Genomic DNA, 18718 nt, shown 5'->3' with positions numbered 1-18718 from the left:
GAACGGCGTGCCGTACCGGGCGCTGACGACGTCGCCGGTCATCACGGAACCGATCTTGCTGTGCTTCATCCCTGTCTCCTCCCTGGCGCGTCGGCGCACCGGGGTCCCTTGGCGCGGGCCGTTCCGGTCGTCCTCCGTCGTCCGGGAGCTCCCGTCCGCCGGTCGCCCCTTTCCAGGCTCGGGCGCGGCTGGGGCGAGGCCCAAGGGCCGAGCGGGGCCGAACGGGGGCCGAACGGCCCTGGGCCGACGGGCCGTTCAGGGGCCGGGCAGCGGCTCGCCGAGCTCCGCCTCCACTGCGCCCGCCATGGCTCTCAGGACGTCCAGGGTCCGCTCGGCCTCCGCCTCGTCGACCTCGGTGATGGCGAAGCCGACGTGCACGACGACGTACGTACCGACCGCGGCCGTCGGGGTGTAGGCGAGGCACACCTCGCGGCGGACCCCGCCGAAGTCGACGGTGGCCATGCGGAGTCCGTCGTCGTCCCTGGTCGTCAGCACCCTGCCGGGAATGCCGAGGCACATCGGGGTCACTCCTTCGCGAGCCGGGCGGCGGCGACCGCCGCCTGTCCGTAACTGATCCCGCCGTCGCCCACCGGCACGGCGCCGGGGACCAGGACCCGCAGTCCCCGTGCGCGCAGCCGGCACTCGACCTCGGCGAGCAGACGGCGGTTGAGGAAGCAGCCGCCCGCGAGACAGACCGTGCGCGGGGCGCCGTCCTCGACGGCTCTCCCGACGAGTTCGCAGGTCACGACGGCCACGGTGGTGTGGAAGGCCGCGGCGAGCGCGGACACGGGCTCGCCGCGGTGTCTGCGGTCCAGGAGGTCGATCAGGGTCGGCGCGGGGTCGTAGACCCACAGGCCGTCGGCCCGCACGACGCGGTGGGCCAACGGCAGGGCGCTCTCGTCCCCGGCGCTGTCCTCCAGCGCGGCCGCGGCCTCGCCCTCGTGGCTGACGGAGTCGACGAGGCCAAGGAGGCTCGCCACCGCGTCGAAGAGGCGTCCGGCGCTCGACGCGCGCGGCGCGTTGATGCCCCGCGCCACCATGGCACGCACCACGGCTGCCTCGGCCGGATCGAGACGGTCGGTGAAGGGCTTGGTCAGCCAGGGGTACGGGCGGGGGCTGCCGAGGAGTTCCGTGCCGTGCAGATAGCCGAGGGCCATGCGGTACGGGTGGCGGACCGCCGCCTCACCGCCCGGCAGCGGCACGGTCGCGAACCGGGCGGCGCGGCGGTATCCGGCCAGGTCGGCGACCAGGATCTCGCCGCCCCACAGCGTCCCGTCGTCGCCGAGGCCCAGGCCGTCGTAGGCCACCCCGACGAACGGCGTGGCCAGCCCGTGTTCCGCCGCGCACGCGGCCAGGTGGGCGTGGTGGTGCTGGACGGGCACGCGGGGCAACTGCCCGGCCCGCGCCCACTGGGTGGAGAGATAGCCGGGGTGCAGATCGTGGGCGACGGCGCGCGGGGTGATGCCCGTGAGCCGCGTCAGATCGGCGTACGCGTCGGTGAAGGCGTCCAGCGCGGTCGCGTCCGCGAGATCCCCGCCGTGCGCGGAGAGATGGGCGTGGTGCCCGTCCGCCAGGGCGAAGGTGTGCTTGAGCTGGGCGCCGACGGCCACCAGGGGCACGGGCGCCGCGACGGTCAGCGGCAGTGGAGCGGGGGCGAGGCCGCGCGCCCTGCGGACGGTACGCGAGGTGGCGCCGGTCACCTGCACGACCGAGTCGTCGTAGCGGGCGCGGATCGGCCGGTCGTGGGCGAGGAATCCGTCGGCGACCGCGGCCAGCGTGCGGCGCGCCCGGACGTCGTCCGTGGCGATCGGCTCGTCGGCGAGGTTCCCGCTCGTGACGACGAGCGGCCGGGCGAGTTCACGGACGAGGAGATGGTGCAGCCCGGTGGTGGGCAGGAGCAGGCCGATGCGCCGCGTGCCCGGACGGACGGCGCGGGCCGTCCCCGTCCCCCGGGCGGCGAGCAGGACCACGGGGCGTGCCGACGATTCCAGGGCCGCGCGCTCGGCCGGTGACACGCGCGCCAACTCCCGTGCGGCCGCCAGGTCCTGGACCATGACGGCGAAGGGCTTGGCCGGGCGGTTCTTGCGCTCGCGCAGTGCCCGCACCGCCGATTCGTCGGTGGCGTCGCACACCAGCTGATAGCCGCCGAGGCCCTTCACCGCGACGATCCCGCCGCCCTCCACGGCCTTGACCGCGGCGCGCAGCGCGCTCTCCCCGCTCAGCGCTCCCCAGGAGAGGCGGGGGCCGCAGGCGGGGCACGCGAGGGGTTCGGCGTGGAAGCGGCGGTCGGCGGGGTCGGCGTACTCCGCCGCGCAGTCGGCGCAGAGCGGGAAGCGCCGCATGGTGGTGCGGACGCGGTCGTAGGGCAGGTCCTCGATGACCGTGGCGCGCGGCCCGCAGTCGGTGCAGTTGATGAACGGGTAGCGGAACCGGCGGTCTTCGGGGTCCAGGAGTTCCCGCAGGCATGCGCCGCAGATCGCGGCGTCGGGCGGGATCTCCCGCGGGCCGGGCGGTGCGGCGGGACCGGGGTCGCTGCGCCGCACGGTGAAGCCGGAACCGGCTCGCGGGGGCTGTCCGCGCACGGCGCTCAGCCGTACGTGCCGCACCCGGGCCAGCGCGGGCGCCCCGCTGCGCAGCCGCACGGTGAACTCGTCGACGGCGTACGGCGGTCCGGCGATCTCGCCCTCCACGTGGCCGTCGGCGTTGACGGCCCAGCCGTCCAGGCCGAGCGCGGTCGCGAGCCGGTGCACGAAGGGGCGGTAGCCCACCCCCTGGACCGTCCCGAACGCCTCGAAGTGCAGGGCGCTGCGCTCCGGCGTGCTCACCTGATCACCTCCCGCGCGCGGCGGTGTCACGGTGCCGCGTGACCTCGCTCTCCACGTCGTCGGCGAGCGGCTCCACCACGCGCGCGACGGCCGGGGACAGCTCCGTCCCCAGGGAGTCGTCAGCGCCCTCGACCGCGTACACGACCAGTTGTCCGGGCAACCGGCCGAGGATCCCGGCGAGTTCCACGGCCTCACCGAGTCCGAGTCCGTGCGAGCTGGTCGTCGGCGGACGGCCCGGCGCACCGGCGGCGAGCGACAGCCGGTGCACATGGCCGGGGCGGGCGGGGTGCGCGTGGGCGGCGTCGACGACGACCGCGAGTTCCGCGCCCTCCCACAACCCGATCAGCCGGGCGGGGTCGCCGTCACAGGTGGCGAGGAGCATCCCCGGTGGCAGCGGGCGGCCGGCGGCGCGTGCCCGCAGGCGGGCGATCACCGCCGGACCCACTCCGTCGTCGCGCCGGAACTCGTTGCCGACGCCGATCACCGCGATCCGTGTCCGCGCGGACATCGCCCCTCCTTCCGCGGCCCCGTGCCGCCACTGTGGGGACGGCGCGGCGGCCTCCGGTAGGGGCCGAACGTCCCCCGCCGGGGCCGATCCGCCTCTCGCCGTGCGGACGTGCCGGTGCGACGGTCCGCAGTACGGCCGCCGCCGAGCGCACGACGGGCCCGTGTCCCGGCCTGTCCGGCGGCCGTGGTCCCGCACAGCCGAAACTTCCTGGCCTCACCACGGAGGTGGCCCCATGACCGGCCGACAACCCGTCACCGCGGGCCTCGACGGCTCGCCCGAGAGTCTGGCCGCCGTCGACTGGGCGGCCCGCGAGGCACTGCGCCGCGAACTGCCGCTCCATCTCGTCCACGTCTTCGACCGGCCGTCGCGGCCCAGCGGGCTGCCGGAGATCGACGCGCCGGCCCAGCGGGAGCGCGACGCCCTCGACCGGGCCGTCCTGCGGATCTCCACCGCCTATCCCGACCTGGGCATCCTCGACGAGGAGGTTCCCGGGTCCCCGGTGCGGGAGCTGCTGGCGGCGGCCGCGTACTCCACCTTGTGCGTGCTCGGCTCCCGCGGTCTCGGCGCGCTCACGGGCGCCCTGGTCGGGTCGGTGGCCGCCGCCGTCGCGGCGCGCGCCTCCTGCCCGGTCGTCCTGGTCCGCGCCGACGAACGCCCCTGGGCACAGCGCCGGGACCAGGTGCCAGGACCGCACGGCCCGGTCGTCCTGGGACTCGACCTGGACCATCCCTGCGACGAACTGCTGGAATTCGCGTTCGTCACCGCGGCCCTGCGCGGCGCTCCCCTGCACGTCCTGCACGCCTGGGCCGTTCCTCTGGCGCCCGGCGCCGACGCCCCCGTGCTCGCGAAGTCGCACCTGCTCACCGCCGCGCTCGCACCCTGGCGGCACAAGTTCCCCGCCACACAGGTCACCGAGCGGCTCCCGCACGGCGCGGCGGGCCGTCGGCTGGTCGACGCCACCCCGGCGGCGGGGCTGCTCGTGCTGGGCCGGCGCATCGCCGCGGGACCGCACTTCGGGGCGACGGCACACGCGGTGATCCACCACGCCACGAGCCCGGTCGCGATCGTCCCGCACCGCTGACGGCCCGGCCGGGCGGCGCCGGTGGTGCACGGTGACGAACCGCGCGCCGGACCGGTACGGAATGCGCCGCTTCCGGATATCCAATCGCGATAGCGATTTTGGCGTACTGATCCGCTGCAAGTGCCGTAGGTGCTGGTCGATAAACACCAGGTCCCATTCTTTCCGTTGACGCCAACTACGGTGCGGTGTATATCCCTTGTCAATACAACCGGCGCAGCGGAGCCACCACAAGATTCCCTGCGGCCTCGGAACCCCGGGGACAGCCGACCGGGGGCCGAAAAGTCCCCCGGCAATCCACTGCTGCGCAAAAAAGTCAGGGGGAAAACATATGCTCCGCATCACGGCCGATATCTTTTCCGGCCTCCCCGATCCCGTCTCCGACATCACCGACGCGAGCGAAGTACGCGCCCTGCTCCGTGAGGTGGACAGCAACCGGAACCTGTTCCTGGCCGACGCCCCGGCCCAGGGCGGGCTCGGTGTCCGCGGATTCTGGATCGAACCGCTCAACGACGAGTTCGGACGCGAGTTCGGCAGTGAGCCCAGGCTTTACCTGCCGGTCGGCGCCCACGCGCGCGGCGGCCAGGCGGCCGCGATCGGCGAGCGGCTGGTCACCCTGATGGAGAGCGGGGAGCCGGCGGACTCCGGCGAGGCGACGCCCCCGCTGGACTCCTCGCTGCGCGAGTACCTGATCCCGCAACTGGCCGCCCCCGGCGGGCTCACCGTCACCGACAGGACCGCTCAGGCGGAGGGCGAAACGGAAGCGGGAGCGGAACAAGGTCCGCAGGAGACCACCACGAAGGCCACCTGCACCATCGAGCTCGGTGCGTTCAACCCGGGATTCTGGAACAACGACTCGACCGTCCGCCTCAACAACAACTGCTACAACTACGCCAGCAATTGGCGGACGAATACGTTCGCCCAGCCGGGCCGTGGTTGCGGCAACATGTACAAGGCCATCACCTGTGCCGAAATGACGCGTGCGTCACTGTGCGACGGGATGCACCACCGGTTCGACTGTTTCCCGGACGCCGAAAAGCCGCGCTATTTGGTGGCGCTGGTCGTCGCCCCCGGCCCCGGCTTCATCGACTTCCACTGGTACCGCAAGCAGCAGGAGGGTTTCTGGGGCCACAAGCCCGGCGGCACCGCCGCCCGCAACACGGACAACAGCGGCAACGTCATCTTCAACCCGGAGACCGCCAACCGCGGTCCGTACACGCTCTTCTGCGGGTACTTCTACGGGTGCAACTCGCAACGGCAGAGGATCAAGTAACCGACCCATGGACGTCGAGATCGATCTCTACAGCGGACGGCCGAATCCGGCCTTCGGCCTCGCGCCGGAAGCCGCGCACGAGCTGATGTGCCGGATCGCCGCCCTGCCCCCGGCGCCCGCCGGGGCCGCCCCGCCGCAGGGCCTCGGCTACCGAGGACTGCGGATCACCGGTGACCCGGGCGCCGACGTCGTGGAGATCGTGGTCGCCGGCGGCGTGGTCGTCGTCCGTGACCGCAACGGCGCCGAGCGGGTGCTCCAGGACGCGGAACGCGCACTGGAGCGCTCGCTCGCCGACCTCGCCGCCACCCGTCTGGAACCGGCCGAGCTCTCGGTCCTGCGCCGGGAGCTGAGCCGTTGACCGGCGTCTGCCGCGGTGCCGCTCGTGCACCGCCCCATCCCCCCCATGACATTTCCCAGGCTGAACGGAGAACTTGACGCCATGTCAACAGCCAGCGGTGACCCGACCACCGGGACGGCCGGATCCTCGGCCTCGCCCGTGACCGACCTTCCCTCGACGGAGGAGTGGACAAGCGGCCAGGAACAGGAGGTGGCCACGGCACACACCGGCACGGAACCCACCGGGGCCGTCGAGGCCATCGGCGCCGAAGAGCAGCCCGTGCCGCGGGAGCAGGCGCCGGCCGCGGCCCTCCCCTACCGCCCCGTCAGCGGCCGCTACCGCGGCACCGGCGGCAGCTTCCAGCTGGAGCTGCGCGTCGACGTGGACAGCATCCGCAGCGGCTCCAAGGTCCTGCGCAGGCTCAGCGGGGACTTCTTCAGCACCAGCGGTGGCACGACGGCGTACTTCGGGTCGTTCGTCGTGCACAGCCCGACCGTCACCACGTCGGCCACCCAGATCGTCGTCAGGGGACTCGGTACGTTCACCTGGCAGGCTGGCGCCCCGGTCGTGCAGGTCACCGTCCCGCGGCGCAGGACCGACCAGTCGCCGGGCGCGGCCACCGTGCAGTTCCTCACCACGTCCGGACAGGCGGGCGCGAACTACGTGTGCCCGTACGTCTCGCCGTACTTCCGCGTCGTCCAGTGGGAGCAGGACTCGGTGACCGGCAAGATACCGTTCCTCTCCTACAACACCGGTGCGCTGCCGCGGCCTCCGGGCAGCCCCGCCCGCGTCCTGAACGTGCCGGGCGCGTACACCGACGCCGGGATCCAGATGCTGGTGACCGGCGGCGCGAACGTCATCGCCGACAGCTCCAACGGCTGGACCGACTCCGAGCTGCACGGCGCCATGCAGACCAACTTCAGCCTGTGGCGGAACGTACCGCAGTGGAAGGTGTGGCTGCTGGTGGCCAGCGGCTATGAGGGCCTGTCGGGGGTGCGCGGCATCATGTTCGACGCCGCCGACTCCTTCCAGCGGCAGGGCTGCGCGGTCTTCTACGACCTGATCAAGGGCACCGACCCCGAGTCGCAGCGCGCCCAGCTCCGTACGTACGTGCACGAGCTCGGGCACGCCTTCAACCTGCTGCACTCCTGGCAGAAGAACCTGGCCCGGCCGCCGGCGCCGCTCGGCCCCAGGGGCGGGTTCGGCGACCTGTCCTGGATGAACTATCCGCAGAACTACCAGTCCTCGTCCGGCACGAGCGGCACGGCGGCGTACTGGGGCGACTTCCCCTTCCAGTTCACCGACAACGAGCTGATCCACCTGCGGCACGGCTTCTACCGCGACGTGATCATGGGGGCCAACCCCTTCGCGACCGGTGCCGCCGACATCGACCCGGAGCTCTTCGACGAGCCGCTCGTCGACGAGTCGGGCCTGCGCCTCGGCCTGCGGGGCACCCGGAGCGGCTTCGCGTTCGGTGAACCCGTCGTCGTGGAGCTGAAGCTGGAGACCACGGACCTGCGCGGCCGCACCGCCCACGGGCATCTCCACCCGGACGACGGACTCGTCAACATCGCCATCCGGCAGCCCTCCGGGCGCACGGTGCTCTACCGGCCGCTGCGGCTGCGGTGCGTCGACCACGACGAGACCGTGCGGCTGGACACCACCCGTCCGGCGATCTACTCCAGCGCCTACATCGGCTACGGCCGCGACGGGCACTACTTCCAGCAGCCGGGCACCTATCAGCTGCGCGCGTCCTACCAGGGCGCCGACGGCTCCCGGATCGTCTCGCCGGTGCTGAGCGTCACCGTCCGGCATCCGGTCAGCGCCACCGACGAGCGGCTCGCCGAGCTGATGATGGGCGAGGAGCAGGGCAAACTGCTCGTGCTGCGCGGCTCCGACTCGCCGTCGCTGCGGTCCGGCAACGACGCGCTCCAGGAGATCGTCGAGCGGCACGCCCAGCACCCCTTCGCGGTGTACGCGCGCATGGTCAAGGGCCTCAACGCCGAGCACGAGTTCAAGAGCCTGAGCCCCGACCGGACCGGACTGACCGTCCGCGCCCCGGACACCAAGTCCGCGATCGAGCAGCTCAGCCCGGTCGTGAAGGTCTCCGAGCAGGGCAAGGGCGTCGACAACCTCACCCTGGGCATGGCCACCCGGCGTCTCGCGCGCGCCTATGCCCGTCAGGGCGACATGGAGGAGGCCGGCGCCACGCTCGACCGTCTGGTGCGGCACTTCGACACCCCGGCGTTCAAGCCGCACGTGGTGGAGGCCGTGCGGGCGCAGGCGGAGTCCACCAGGGCCCGCTTGATGAGCGACTTCGGCCCGGGCTGAGCCGGGCGCGGGCGCTCCGGCCCGCGGATTCGGCAGCCGAATGGATGCTGCCGCCCTCATCCGGCCGGGCGGAGCGCCCGATGCCGGCGCACGGAAAAAGGTGTCGGCACGCGCAGAAATATTCCGTACCGCAGAAAAATATGCGGCACGACGGAGAAAAGCGTTACCGATAAATTCCGGGCACGTCAATGGCGACGCCCGGAATTCGGAAATCATGCCCGCCAGGACCGGGGCCCGCGCCCACAAGGGCAATTCCCGTTGCCCTCGGCGCCACCGGTCGGCCGTACGGGCGCGGGGGTGGCCCGACCGCCTCACCAGGAGCCGGTTCCGGCGACGTGCGACGTCGCCGGAACCGGCTCTTCACATGGCCCGCGTCAGCAGAGCGAGCAGGTCGTGCAGGTGCGGAAGCAGGACTCCTCACCGGAAATGGCGCCCGCCCCGGTCTCGGAGGCGATGTCCTGGATGGCGGTCTCGGTGAGGTCGATGTCGAAGAGGTCCTGCGCGGTGTTCTCGGACATGAGAATTCCTTCCTATGAACCTGTCGAATCGTCGCCCTATGACGACAGGAGCGGAATCTAGGTACGAATAACGGACGGAGTCAAGGGGTTACGGGTGAGGTATGTCGGGGTTAGTGTGGCGTCGTTCCCCGGGAGGGGAACCGGGAATTCCTGGGTCCGTTTCATGGTGCATCAAGTAAGGGGACATGACAGAGATGCGGCGTGGAGACAGCACGGAACCGGTGTTTCACTGCGCGGACGGAGTGCTGCTGAGGGCGCCGCTCCTGGCCCGGCCCGGGGTCCGCGCGACCTGGCGGGACGACGTGCGGGACCGGCCGGAAGGGAGTGGCCCGGAGCCCGGTGAACTCCGCGCCCATCTGGTGGAGTTGCTCGCCGACACCCGGTTCCGCGAGGCGGTGGAGGTCTCCAGCCCCTCACTCGCCCGGACCGTCGACGCCGTCCTCGCGGACGCGCCCGTCGCCCCCTCCGACCTGCGCAAGGCCCACCGCGCCGTGACGCGCTACCTGCTCAGGGCCGCCTCGCGCCCCACCCCCTTCGGCCTGCTCGCGGGCGTCCTGTGGGGCTCCTTCGGCGAGACCACCAAGGGGGAACTCACCGGCGAGGGGCACCGGGCGGCCCGGCCCGACGCCGGGTGGCTGGCCCGCCTGATCACCGAGTGGGAGCGCGATCCTGCCGTGCACCTGGGGCTGAGCGTGGTGGTGAACGGACTGTGCTTCGTGCGCGGCGGCCGCCTCGTCCTGCCCTTCGCCCCGGCCGGCCCGGACCTCGCAGGCCCGTCGGGCGGGACGGCAGAAGGCCGCCCCTCGTCCCGCACGCTCCGCCGCACCCCCGTCGTGCGCGCGGTGGTCGAGGCCGCCGCACGCCCGGTCCGGTGCGACGAGCTGATCCGGGAGGTCGCCGCGCGCTTCCCCGGGGCCCCCGACGGCGCCGTGGCCGGGCTCGTCGCCCAGTTGATCGGGGCGCAGGTGCTGCTGACGGAGCTGCGCCCGCCGCTCGACGCGCCCGATCCGCTCGCCCATGTCGAGGCGCTGCTCCCGGCGGCCACGCCCGCCGCCCGCTGGGTCGCCGACCTGCGCGCCTCTCTGGCCGACTACCGCCGCACCCCGCTCGGCGGGGGAAGGGAGGCCTGGCGCACGGCACTTGAGCGCGCGGCCGCAGGTCCCGAGGCGCCCCCGGGCACCGACGCCGCGGCAGCGGGACGCCCGGCTCCCCCGGCGCACGCCGTCCAGGTGGACCTGCGCCTGGAGGGCACCGCCGTGCTCTCGCGCTCGGTGGCCAGGGAACTGGAGAGCACCGCCGCCGCGCTCTGGCGCCTCTCGCCCCCGGGACCGGGCCGACTGACCTCGTACCACCAGGAGTTCGTGGAGCGGTACGGGCTCGGTCGCTACGTGCCCGTCAAGGAGCTGCTCGACCCCGACATCGGCCTCGGCGCCCCGGCCGGATACCGGCTGCCCCCGAGCCACCGCCCCGACCCGGGTCCGGTGCCCCCGGGAGCCGTACGCCAACGGCTGCTGCTGGGGCTCGCGGCCGAGGCCCAGGCGCGCGGGGGGCGCGAGGTGGTCCTGGACGAGGAGTGGCTGCGCCGGTTCGAGGAGGCCGACCGGGACGAGTCCGCCGACGCCGTGCGCCCGCCGTCCCTCGAACTCGTCGTGCAGGTCGCGGCGGAGTCGGCAGCCGCCGTGGACCGGGGCGACTTCACCCTGGTCCTGGTGGGCGCGGCCACCGCGTCCGGCGGCCACATGGGCCGCTTCGCCCACCTCTTCCCGGCCGCGCAGACCGAGGAGATCCGGCAGACGGTGCGGGCCGCGCGCGAGCGCGCGGGACGGCTGCCCGTCCAGGTCCACCACCAGGCGTCGCACCACCGGCACGCCAACGTCGCCCAGGTGCCGACCTGGCTGGACGGGCGCCTGGTCATCGGCGCCCACCCGGGCCCCGCCGCGCCGGGCACCACGGACCTCACCCTCGACTCGATCGCCGTCTGCGCCGACTCCGAGGGCTTCCGGATCGTGTGCACGGAGCGGGGACGCGAGCTGACCCCGTCGGCGCTCCACGTGCTCAACCGCGAGCTGACCGCGCCCAACGCGGTGCGCTTCCTCGTCGAGGCCGCCGGGTTCGGGCGCAGGCAGTGGCGGCTGTGGGAGTGGGGCGCCGCGCAGGACCTGCCGTTCCTGCCCGCGGTGCGCACCGGCCGCACCGTGCTCAGCCCGGCCCGCTGGCGGCTGGAGGCGACCGGGCTGCCCCTCGACGAGTGGCGTGCCCTGTGGCGCGTGCCCGACCACGTCCAGCTCACCCTCGGCGACCACCGCATCCCCCTCAACCTCGCCGTCCCCGCGCACCGGGAGATCCTGCGCCGCGAGTGCGAGCGCGCCGGCGCGGCCGTGGTCCACGAGCTGCCGCTCGGCCACGACACCGACGCCGGCTGGCTGCACGGGCCCGGCGGCGCCCACGAGGCGGAGGCCGTGGTGACCCTGACGCCCCGTACGCCGCGGACGGACGACGCGCCCGCCCCGCGCGTCCGGCGCCCGGTGGTGCGGCGCGGCACCGACGAGATCGCCCCCGGCGGTCCGTGGCTGTACGCGACGCTGTACTCCTCGGCCGAGCGTCAGGACGAGCTGCTGACCGGCCCGTTGCGCGGTTTCCTGGCCGAGCTCGGCGCCCCGCCCGCCGGGCCGGACGGCGTCGACCGCTGGTTCTTCATCCGGTACGCCGATCCCGACCCGCACCTGAGACTGCGGCTGCACGGCGACCCGGCGCTGCTCAACGGCGTCGTGCTGCCCCGGCTCCACGAGCTGGCCGGGCAGCTGGCCGCCGACGGGCTCGCCCGGGGGCTGCGGCTGGACAGCTACGCCCCCGAGACCGAGCGCTACGGCGGCCCGGCACTCCTCGGTGCGGCCGAGGAGGTGTTCCACGCGGACAGCCGCCTGGTCGTCGAGCGGCTCGCGGCTCCCACGGACGACCGCGTTCTCTCCACCGCGTACGACGTGACGGAGCTGGTGCGGGCCTTCCACCGGGGCTACGGCGGCGACTGGCGCCGGTGGCTGACCGGGACGTATCCCAAGCGGGAGCAGCACCACAAGGCGTTCGCGGCCCGCAGGCGGGCGGCGCTCGCGCGGATCACCCCGGACGGCGTGCCGGACCCGGCGACCCGGGTCCACCTCGCGGCGCCGGAACGCTTCGGGCGGCTGGTGCGCGCGGAGGAGGAGCGGGGCGCGGCGAGCGTCTCCCCCAACGCGGTGCTCGCCTCCCTCGTCCACATGCACTGCAACCGGAGCCTGGGCACGGACCGCACGGCCGAGGCACAGGCCCTCGCGGTGGCCCGCGGCGCGGTCCAGGCGCACCTCGACCGGGAAAGGGCCGGCGCATGACCCACGATCTCGTCGCGACGCTCGCGGAACGCCTGGCCCATCCGGCCGGGCTGGCCGCGCGGGTGACCGCGGCCGAAACGCCCGAGGCGGCCGAGACCCGTTCGCTGTGGCACGGCCAGTCCCTCGCGGACGGCCACGCCGGAGTGGGGCTGCTCTTCGCGGCGCTGGCCCACGGCGAACCCGCGTACGCCGAGGTCGCGCACGCCCATCTGACGGCCGCGGTCACCGGGGTGAGCAGGCCCGCGCGGGAGGGTCTGTACGCCGGGCTGCCCGCCGTCGCCTTCGCCGCGCGGACCGCCGTGACCCGGCCCGGCGCGTACGCGGGCCTCCTCGCCACACTGGACGACCAGGTCGCGCTGTTGGCCCGGCGGCTGGTGGCGGAGGACGCGCCCCGGGTGGCGGCGGGGACGGCCGGGGCGCGGATGGCCGGGTACGACGTGGTGGCCGGGCTGGCCGGACTCGGCCGGCTGCTCCTGGCGGCCGGGCCCGCGCACCGGGACACCACCGAACAGGTACTCGCCCACCTCGTCGCGCTCACCCGCCCGGTCACCGGACCGGGCGGCCGGACCGTGCCCGGCTGGTGGACCGGCGACCCGATCCTGCTCAGCGAGCCGGACGGGGTCCCCGGCGGGCACTTCAACGCCGGGCTCGCCCACGGCGTCCCCGGCCCGCTCGCGCTCCTGTCGCTCGCCCACCGCGCGGGCGTACGCGTACCGGGGCAGGAACAGGCCATCCGTACGATCGCCGAGTGGCTGCTCGCCCGCCGCAGCCCCGACGGCCTCGGCTGGCCCAACATCGTCCCGCTGGAGGCCGAGTTGACGGCGGCTTCCGGAGCCCGCCCCGAACTGGCGGAGGCCCGCACCGGCTGGTGCTACGGCACGCCCGGCGTGGCCCGCGCGCTCCAACTGGCCGCGCTGGCGCTGAAGGAGGCCGACTGGAACCGCCGGGCGGTCGCCGCGGTGGCCGCCTCCTGCGACCGGCCGAGCCGGGCCCGCGCCTTCGGTGATCCCACGCTCTGCCACGGTCTGGCGGGGCTCACCACGATCGTGACCCTGATGGCCCGCGAGCCCGGGGGCGCGGAACTGGCCGCGCTGGTACCGGAGCTGAGCGACGCCCTGGCGGACGCGGCCGACCCGGGGCACCCCTTCCTCTGGGCCGCCGCCACCCCCGGCGGCTCCACCGTCGTGCACCGTCCCGGCTTCCTCGACGGGGCGGCGGGCGCCGCGCTCGCCCTGCGCTTCGCGACGGACCCGGACGCGCCACGCGGCGAACTCTCCTGGCAGGCCGCCCTGCTGCTGTGCTGAGCATGGATGTTCCCGCCTGCCGGGCATTGCGCGCGAGCAGCCGCACGGCCACAGTGAGAAGCGTCCGCACCCCCTGCTGGAGGCTCGATTGACCGACGACGGCACGAATCGGCCGGAGCTGGACCATTCCGAGGACGCCACCGACTCCGACAAGTCGGTCGGTGAACTCAAGGAGGAGGTCTCGCAGCTCCGGCAGGCGGTGCGCTCGCACGCCGTCGTGGACCAGGCGATGGGCCTGCTCGTGGGCGTCGGCCGGCTCACTCCGGACGAGGCGTGGGACGTGCTGCGCGAGGTCTCGATGAACACCAACACCAAGCTGCGCACGGTGGCGGAGACGCTGATCGACTGGGGGTGCAGCGGGGTGCTGCCCCGTGACATCCGCCAGGAGCTGGAGCGCCGGCTCACGCACCACCGGCGCAACAGCTCGTGCGCGGACGCCGAACCCCCGTCCTCCTGAGCCGGCGTCCCTCCCGGATCACCGCTTCCGGCGACCGCCGCTCGTGGCGACCGCCGCTCGTGGGCAGTCGCCGCTTCCCTCAAGCACTGCTCCGCCCCTTGCCGCTCGGGCAAGGGGCGAAGGGGCGGCTCACTGCCGAACCTCCCGGGAGCGCTCGGCTGCCCCGCCGCCCTCACTGAGTGCCCAGGTCCCGGGCGATGAAACGGCGGCCCACGGACCGTGGACGGGCGACTCCCCCAGCACACGGTCACGTCACCCACGGCGGGCGACGTGGCGCGGCCCCGCGCCCCGCAGGGTGAACGGTGGGAGCGAGCCCTGCCACGAGAGGACGCCGTCATGCCGATCGCCGGTCGCGTGCCGCCCCTGGCGGGCCGTGTGGTCCAGCAGCTCGTCCACGTCAGCATCCTCGACATGGCGACGCGGCTCGCGGCGCAGGCGTTCCTGGCGGCCCTGCCGATGCTCATCGCCCTCGCCTCGTTCAGCCCGGAGGCGGTGCGGCGCGAACTGGTGCGCTCGGTGCGCACCCTCGTCGGTACGAGCGGTCCCGTGATCCGGCAGGCCGAGGACGTGAGCGCGGGCGGGGACGCCGTGCTGCACAGCTGGGGCGCGGCGGGCGTGCTCGTCGCGCTCCTCTCAGCCACCGCGTTCACCCGGGCCCTGCAACGTCTGTGCGAACGCTCCTGGGGGCTGGCCCGCTCCGGCGTCCGGCTCGTCGCCTGGCGCTGGGCCGTGTGGCTGCTGGTGTGGGCGACCATGCTGATCGTGCAGGGCATCCTGCACCGGGCCTTCGGCGCGGGGGCCGTTCTCGGGGTTCCGCTGCAGGTGGCGGCCGCGGTCCTGATGTGGTGGTGGACGCAGCACCTGCTGCTGGCCGGGCGGGTGCCGTGGCTCCCGCTGCTGCCCGGGGCCCTGCTGACCGGTACGGGTGTCGTCGCGTTCTGCGCCGTGTCGGGACTGTGGCTGCCCAGGGCGCTGCGGCTGAGCGTGGACCGCTACGGCGCGCTGGGCTCGGTCTTCACCCTGCTGTCCTGGCTCATCGTCTTCTTCACCATCGTCGTGTTCGGCGTCGCCGTCGGCCGCACGCTCTGCCAGGAGGAGTTCGTGCGGCGCCGGCTCGACGGGGCGAGCCGCACCCGGCGCGTCAAGGACTCCGCGGCACCGTGACGGCCCGCGTGCGGCACCGCGTCACCGTGACGCCTGGTCCGCCGCCTCCGCGGTCACCCGGCCGTCCTTCACCGCCGCCGCCAGCGCCCCGTGGTCGCGCTCGTTCTGGTCGGCGTACGCCTCGGCGAAGCGGGCGACGGCCCGGTCGAAGGCGTCGGAGCGGCCGAGGTAGGCGGCGATGGCGATCCGGTCGCCGGACCGCGCGTGGGCACGGGCCAGCGTCGCCCCGCACACCCGGCCGAACAGCCGCATCACGTCCGGGGTCATCACGTCGGCCTGCGGGATGGCCTTCCAGTCGTGCAACTGCCGTACATAGAAGTCGCGTTGACGGTCGTCGAGCCCTTCGACCCGCTCCCAGCCGAGGAACATGTCGCTGGTGGCCTGCATCAGCCGCTGGCCCGCGACGACCCGCTCCCCCTGGTTGGCGTGGCCGCTTTCCCCCGCGAACGGGGCGAGCACCGACTGCTGCGCCTCCTTCGCCTGGAGCAGCAGGGGGTCGTCGTCGTCGCGGCCGAGCATCAGGACGATCCAGCAGCGGGTGCCCACGCTGCCGACCCCGACGACCTTGCGGGCCATGTCGACCACCCGGTACTGGGCGAGGAGCGCCCTGCGGTCGCCGGGCAGCGTCCGCGCGTACCGCTCGATCAGATCCCGCAGCTGTCCCTCCAGTTGCTCGCGTTCGACGCCGGGCATGAGAGTGTCGAGCGGAACGATCAGGGGCGGGTCGGGGGTGATGCGCAGTGCGCCGTCGACGACGCCCGCCAGCTTCTCCAGCGCCTGGAGGTGATCGCGGGTGCGGGCCTTCTTGAGCGCGCGGGACATCCGCCGGCGGGCCACGGCGTCGAGCCGGGCGGACATCGTGGCGAAGAGGTCCTCCGCGTCGATCCGCGAGTACCACACGTCGAGTGTGCGCATCCCGGCGAAGTCGTGCATCGCGCCGCGGTACGAGCGGACCGTCCCGCGCACCACGCGGGCCCGCTCCGCCCGGCCGAAGCCGTTGCCGCGCCCGGCGATGACGAGGCTGGCCGCGAGGCGCTTCACGTCCCACTCCCACGGGCCGGGCAGCGTCTCGTCGAAGTCGTTGACGTCGAACATCAGGCGCCGCTCCGGCGAGGCGAGCAGCCGGAAGTTCAGCATGTGCGCGTCGCCGCAGAGCTGGGCCCGGATGCCGCTGGAGGGGGTGCCCGCGAGGTCGCCCGCCATGATGGCGGCGGCCCCCCGGTAGAAGCGGAACGGCGATTCGAGCATGCGCCCGTAGCGGATCGGCACCAGTTCCTGGAGCCTGCTCGCCGACTGCCGTTCGATCACGTCGACCGGGTCGGGGCGGTCCAGGGCGGGGGCGAAGTCGCCGTGGCCGGAGCGCGGGACCTTGGTCCGCGCTCCCCTGCCGCGCGCCGCCCGCTCCTGCGGGGTGAGGTGACGGCTCGTGGTCTCGGTCATGGGATGCTCCCTCCCGCTGCCTGCCGACGATGAGGACTCTGGGCGCGGCCGGGCCCTCCGGCGTCACCCCACCGGTGTGAGGTCGCCTGCAAGGGGTGAGGTCCGGCGCGAAGCGGGGCCGCAGACTCCCGGTCATGGAACCGACGATGCGTGGACCCGGACCCCACGGACCCCGTGGGCCGGTCGCACAGCGATGGCTGGCCCGCGCGTCCCTGATCTCGGCGGCGGCCGCGGTGCTGGTCCTCGGCGTGTTCGCGGGCGTGAAGGCCTTCGGGCTGCTCGGCGTGGGACTCGCGGGCCTGGCGATCACGGCCGCCGCGGTCTGGTGGGTCGTCAGCAGGCGAGGAGTGCTGCGGTTCCTCGCGCTGGTCCTGGCGCTCGCCGCGCCGATCTGGGTCCTGGTGGAGTACGCGCGGGCCCAGCTGATCTGGGTGGCCGTGCTGTCGGGCGCGCTCTGGGCGGTCGCGGCGGGAACGGGACGGGCCTCGCTCGCGGCCCGCTCCGCTCCGGCGCAGATGCCCGAGCGGCCCGCCCCGAGGCCCCGGCGGCCGGTACTGATCATGAATCCCCGCTCCGGCGGCGGCAAGGTACGCCGCTTCGAACTGCGGGAGCAGGCCCAGGCGTTGGGTGCCGAGGTGGTGCTTCTGGAGTGGCGTGAGGAGACGGATGTGGCGGCCCTGGCCCGCAAGTGCGCGGCCGAGGGCGCCGATCTGCTCGGGGTCGCGGGCGGGGACGGGACACAGGCGCTGGTCGCCGATGTCGCGGCCGCGCTCGACCTGCCCTTCCTGGTGATCCCGGCGGGCACCCGCAACCACTTCGCGCTGGACCTCGGGCTGGACCGCGACGACCCGTCGAAGGCCCTGGAGGCGCTGCACGACGGGGTCGAGCTGCGGGTGGACCTCGGCCGCGCGGGCGGGCGGCCCTTCGTCAACAACGTGTCCTTCGGCGCCTACGCGGAAGTGGTGCAGAGCCCGTCCTACCGGGACGGCAAGACCCGCACCACCCTCCAATTGCTGCCCGACCTCCTGGTGGGCCACCAGGGCGCCCGGCTGACGGCGCACGCGGGAGAGAGCGAGTTCGACGGCCCGCAGGCCCTGCTGGTGAGCAACAACCCCTACGGCTCGCACGACATCGCCGGACTCGGGCGCCGCACCCGCATCGACGGCGGTGTGCTCGGCTGCGTCGGCGTGCGGGTCACGAGCGCCGCGCAGGCCGCGGGGCTGCTGCGCGGCGGACGGGCCGCGGGGCTGAGCCGGGCCGTCGCGCCCACCGTCGTCGTCGAGGCCGACCAGGAGTCGATCCCGGTCGGCCTCGACGGAGAGGCGGTGCGGCTGCGCACCCCGGTGCGCTGCGAGGTGCGGCCCGGGGCGCTGCGGGTGGTCGTGCCACGGCGGCGGCCGGGGGCGTACCGGGAGCTTCCACCGCTCGACTGGCGCCGGATCGGCAGGCTCGGGTTCGCCCGCCGCCGCGCCGCGGCGGACGGCGGGCACGAGGGTGGTCACAACGGCTCGCCGTAGACCTTGTGGGCCGCGCTGCGCCCATACACGGCGAGCGACCAGATCACCAGGACGTCCAGGAGGATGATGATCGCCGACCAGAACGGGTAGTACGGCGTGAAGAAGAAGTTCTCCAGCGCGCTGAACGCGGCGACCACGATGCCGACCGCGCGGGCCCAGGAGCGGCCGGAGAAGAGATTGATCGCCGCCAGGAGCACGATGGCCCCGGTGATCATCTGCACCCAGCCCCGGACGTTGGGGTCGAAGTCGAAGGGGTAGTCGTCCTGGGTCTGGTAGAAGTTGTCGTTCAGGATCCCGGCGAGCCCCGCGATCATGTTGTACGCGCCGCTGATGCCCATGACGCACACGGCGAAGACCACTCCGCCGACGGCGACCACGCTGACGCGGCGCTCCGGTTGCTGCTGCGCACCGGAGCGGGGCTGCTCCGGTGAGGTCTGTCCGGCCATCTCGAACCCTCCTCGGTGAACCGAGAGCCTCCTCCTCGGTGAACCGGGAGCATCCCGCCCGTCCCACCCGACCCGGCGGAGGGCACCGTCACCCGCACGAGGTGATGCCGTCCGTCCTGGTGACGCGAGAATGGCGGCCGATGGCCAGGCCGTCG

General features: G+C 73.9%; 15 protein-coding genes. 9 read left to right on the top strand and 6 right to left on the bottom strand.

Annotation, left to right across the window (positions count from 1 at the left end):
• Window positions 1-255: 255 nt before the first annotated feature.
• The 3 genes from AOK22_RS26530 to AOK22_RS41030 are packed head-to-tail and all read right to left on the bottom strand — an operon-like array spanning window position 256 to window position 3333.
• Window positions 256-519 carry a HypC/HybG/HupF family hydrogenase formation chaperone gene (locus AOK22_RS26530; protein WP_055701236.1) on the bottom strand — a complete coding sequence of 88 codons (264 nt, stop codon included), beginning with the start codon at window positions 517-519 and terminating at the stop codon, window positions 256-258.
• Window positions 520-524: 5 nt separating this feature from the next.
• Window positions 525-2825 (bottom strand): carbamoyltransferase HypF, encoded by a 2301-nt coding sequence (hypF, locus tag AOK22_RS26525; RefSeq protein WP_055701235.1) that lies wholly within the window; start codon window positions 2823-2825, stop codon window positions 525-527.
• Between the two features lie 4 nt (window positions 2826-2829).
• Window positions 2830-3333: a hydrogenase maturation protease gene (locus tag AOK22_RS41030; protein ID WP_055701234.1), complete on the bottom strand. Its 504-nt coding sequence runs from the start codon at window positions 3331-3333 to the stop codon at window positions 2830-2832.
• A gap of 232 nt (window positions 3334-3565) precedes the next feature.
• On the opposite strand from AOK22_RS41030, the gene AOK22_RS26515 reads away from it, so the two are divergent.
• The 4 genes from AOK22_RS26515 to AOK22_RS26500 all read left to right on the top strand — a co-directional run bounded on the left by AOK22_RS26515 (window position 3566) and on the right by AOK22_RS26500 (window position 8352).
• Window positions 3566-4414, top strand: coding sequence for a universal stress protein (locus tag AOK22_RS26515; protein ID WP_055701233.1), 849 nt, complete (start codon window positions 3566-3568; stop codon window positions 4412-4414).
• Window positions 4415-4742: 328 nt separating this feature from the next.
• On the top strand, window positions 4743-5684 hold the full coding sequence (locus tag AOK22_RS26510) for a hypothetical protein (RefSeq protein ID WP_055701232.1): 942 nt from the start codon (window positions 4743-4745) through the stop codon (window positions 5682-5684).
• A gap of 7 nt (window positions 5685-5691) precedes the next feature.
• Entirely contained in the window at window positions 5692-6042 is a 351-nt protein-coding gene (locus AOK22_RS26505) for a hypothetical protein (RefSeq protein WP_055701231.1), read from the top strand.
• Window positions 6043-6123: 81 nt separating this feature from the next.
• A complete protein-coding gene (locus AOK22_RS26500) occupies window positions 6124-8352 on the top strand; it encodes a tetratricopeptide repeat protein (RefSeq protein ID WP_157872292.1) in 2229 nt (742 codons plus the stop codon).
• A 374-nt stretch (window positions 8353-8726) separates the two neighbouring features.
• Here the strand turns inward: AOK22_RS26500 and AOK22_RS41555 are convergent, their stop codons facing one another.
• The gene (locus AOK22_RS41555; RefSeq protein ID WP_157872291.1) at window positions 8727-8870 is read right to left on the bottom strand and encodes a hypothetical protein; all 144 of its coding nucleotides are present in this window, start codon (window positions 8868-8870) and stop codon (window positions 8727-8729) included.
• A gap of 185 nt (window positions 8871-9055) precedes the next feature.
• On the opposite strand from AOK22_RS41555, the gene AOK22_RS26495 reads away from it, so the two are divergent.
• From AOK22_RS26495 to AOK22_RS26480, 4 genes are all read left to right on the top strand, one after another.
• Window positions 9056-12235, top strand: coding sequence for a lantibiotic dehydratase (locus AOK22_RS26495; RefSeq protein ID WP_079036825.1), 3180 nt, complete (start codon window positions 9056-9058; stop codon window positions 12233-12235).
• The gene (locus AOK22_RS26490; protein ID WP_055701228.1) at window positions 12232-13539 is read left to right on the top strand and encodes a lanthionine synthetase C family protein; all 1308 of its coding nucleotides are present in this window, start codon (window positions 12232-12234) and stop codon (window positions 13537-13539) included. The genes AOK22_RS26495 and AOK22_RS26490 overlap by 4 nt, the downstream gene beginning before the upstream one ends.
• Window positions 13540-13627: 88 nt before the next feature.
• A complete protein-coding gene (locus AOK22_RS26485) occupies window positions 13628-13996 on the top strand; it encodes an ANTAR domain-containing protein (RefSeq protein ID WP_063795335.1) in 369 nt (122 codons plus the stop codon).
• Window positions 13997-14332: 336 nt separating this feature from the next.
• Window positions 14333-15160: a YhjD/YihY/BrkB family envelope integrity protein gene (locus AOK22_RS26480; protein ID WP_055701227.1), complete on the top strand. Its 828-nt coding sequence runs from the start codon at window positions 14333-14335 to the stop codon at window positions 15158-15160.
• 21 nt (window positions 15161-15181) lie between these two features.
• Here AOK22_RS26480 and AOK22_RS26475 read toward each other — a convergent pair whose 3' ends face one another.
• Window positions 15182-16600 carry a DUF2252 domain-containing protein gene (locus tag AOK22_RS26475; RefSeq protein WP_055701226.1) on the bottom strand — a complete coding sequence of 473 codons (1419 nt, stop codon included), beginning with the start codon at window positions 16598-16600 and terminating at the stop codon, window positions 15182-15184.
• A gap of 134 nt (window positions 16601-16734) precedes the next feature.
• Between AOK22_RS26475 and AOK22_RS26470 the strand changes: the two genes are divergently transcribed.
• Entirely contained in the window at window positions 16735-18117 is a 1383-nt protein-coding gene (locus AOK22_RS26470; protein ID WP_244165014.1) for a diacylglycerol/lipid kinase family protein, read from the top strand.
• On the opposite strand, the gene AOK22_RS26465 is transcribed toward AOK22_RS26470, so the two are convergent.
• Window positions 18099-18563, bottom strand: coding sequence for a DUF7144 family membrane protein (locus tag AOK22_RS26465; RefSeq protein WP_055701224.1), 465 nt, complete (start codon window positions 18561-18563; stop codon window positions 18099-18101). The genes AOK22_RS26470 and AOK22_RS26465 overlap by 19 nt on opposite strands.
• Window positions 18564-18718 lie beyond the last annotated feature (155 nt).

It is taken from the genome of Streptomyces silaceus (genome assembly GCF_001419745.1).
Lineage (GTDB): Bacteria > Actinomycetota > Actinomycetes > Streptomycetales > Streptomycetaceae > Streptomyces > Streptomyces silaceus.
Note: the sequence above shows the minus strand (reverse complement) of the source record. Positions and strands in the feature narration are given on the sequence as shown.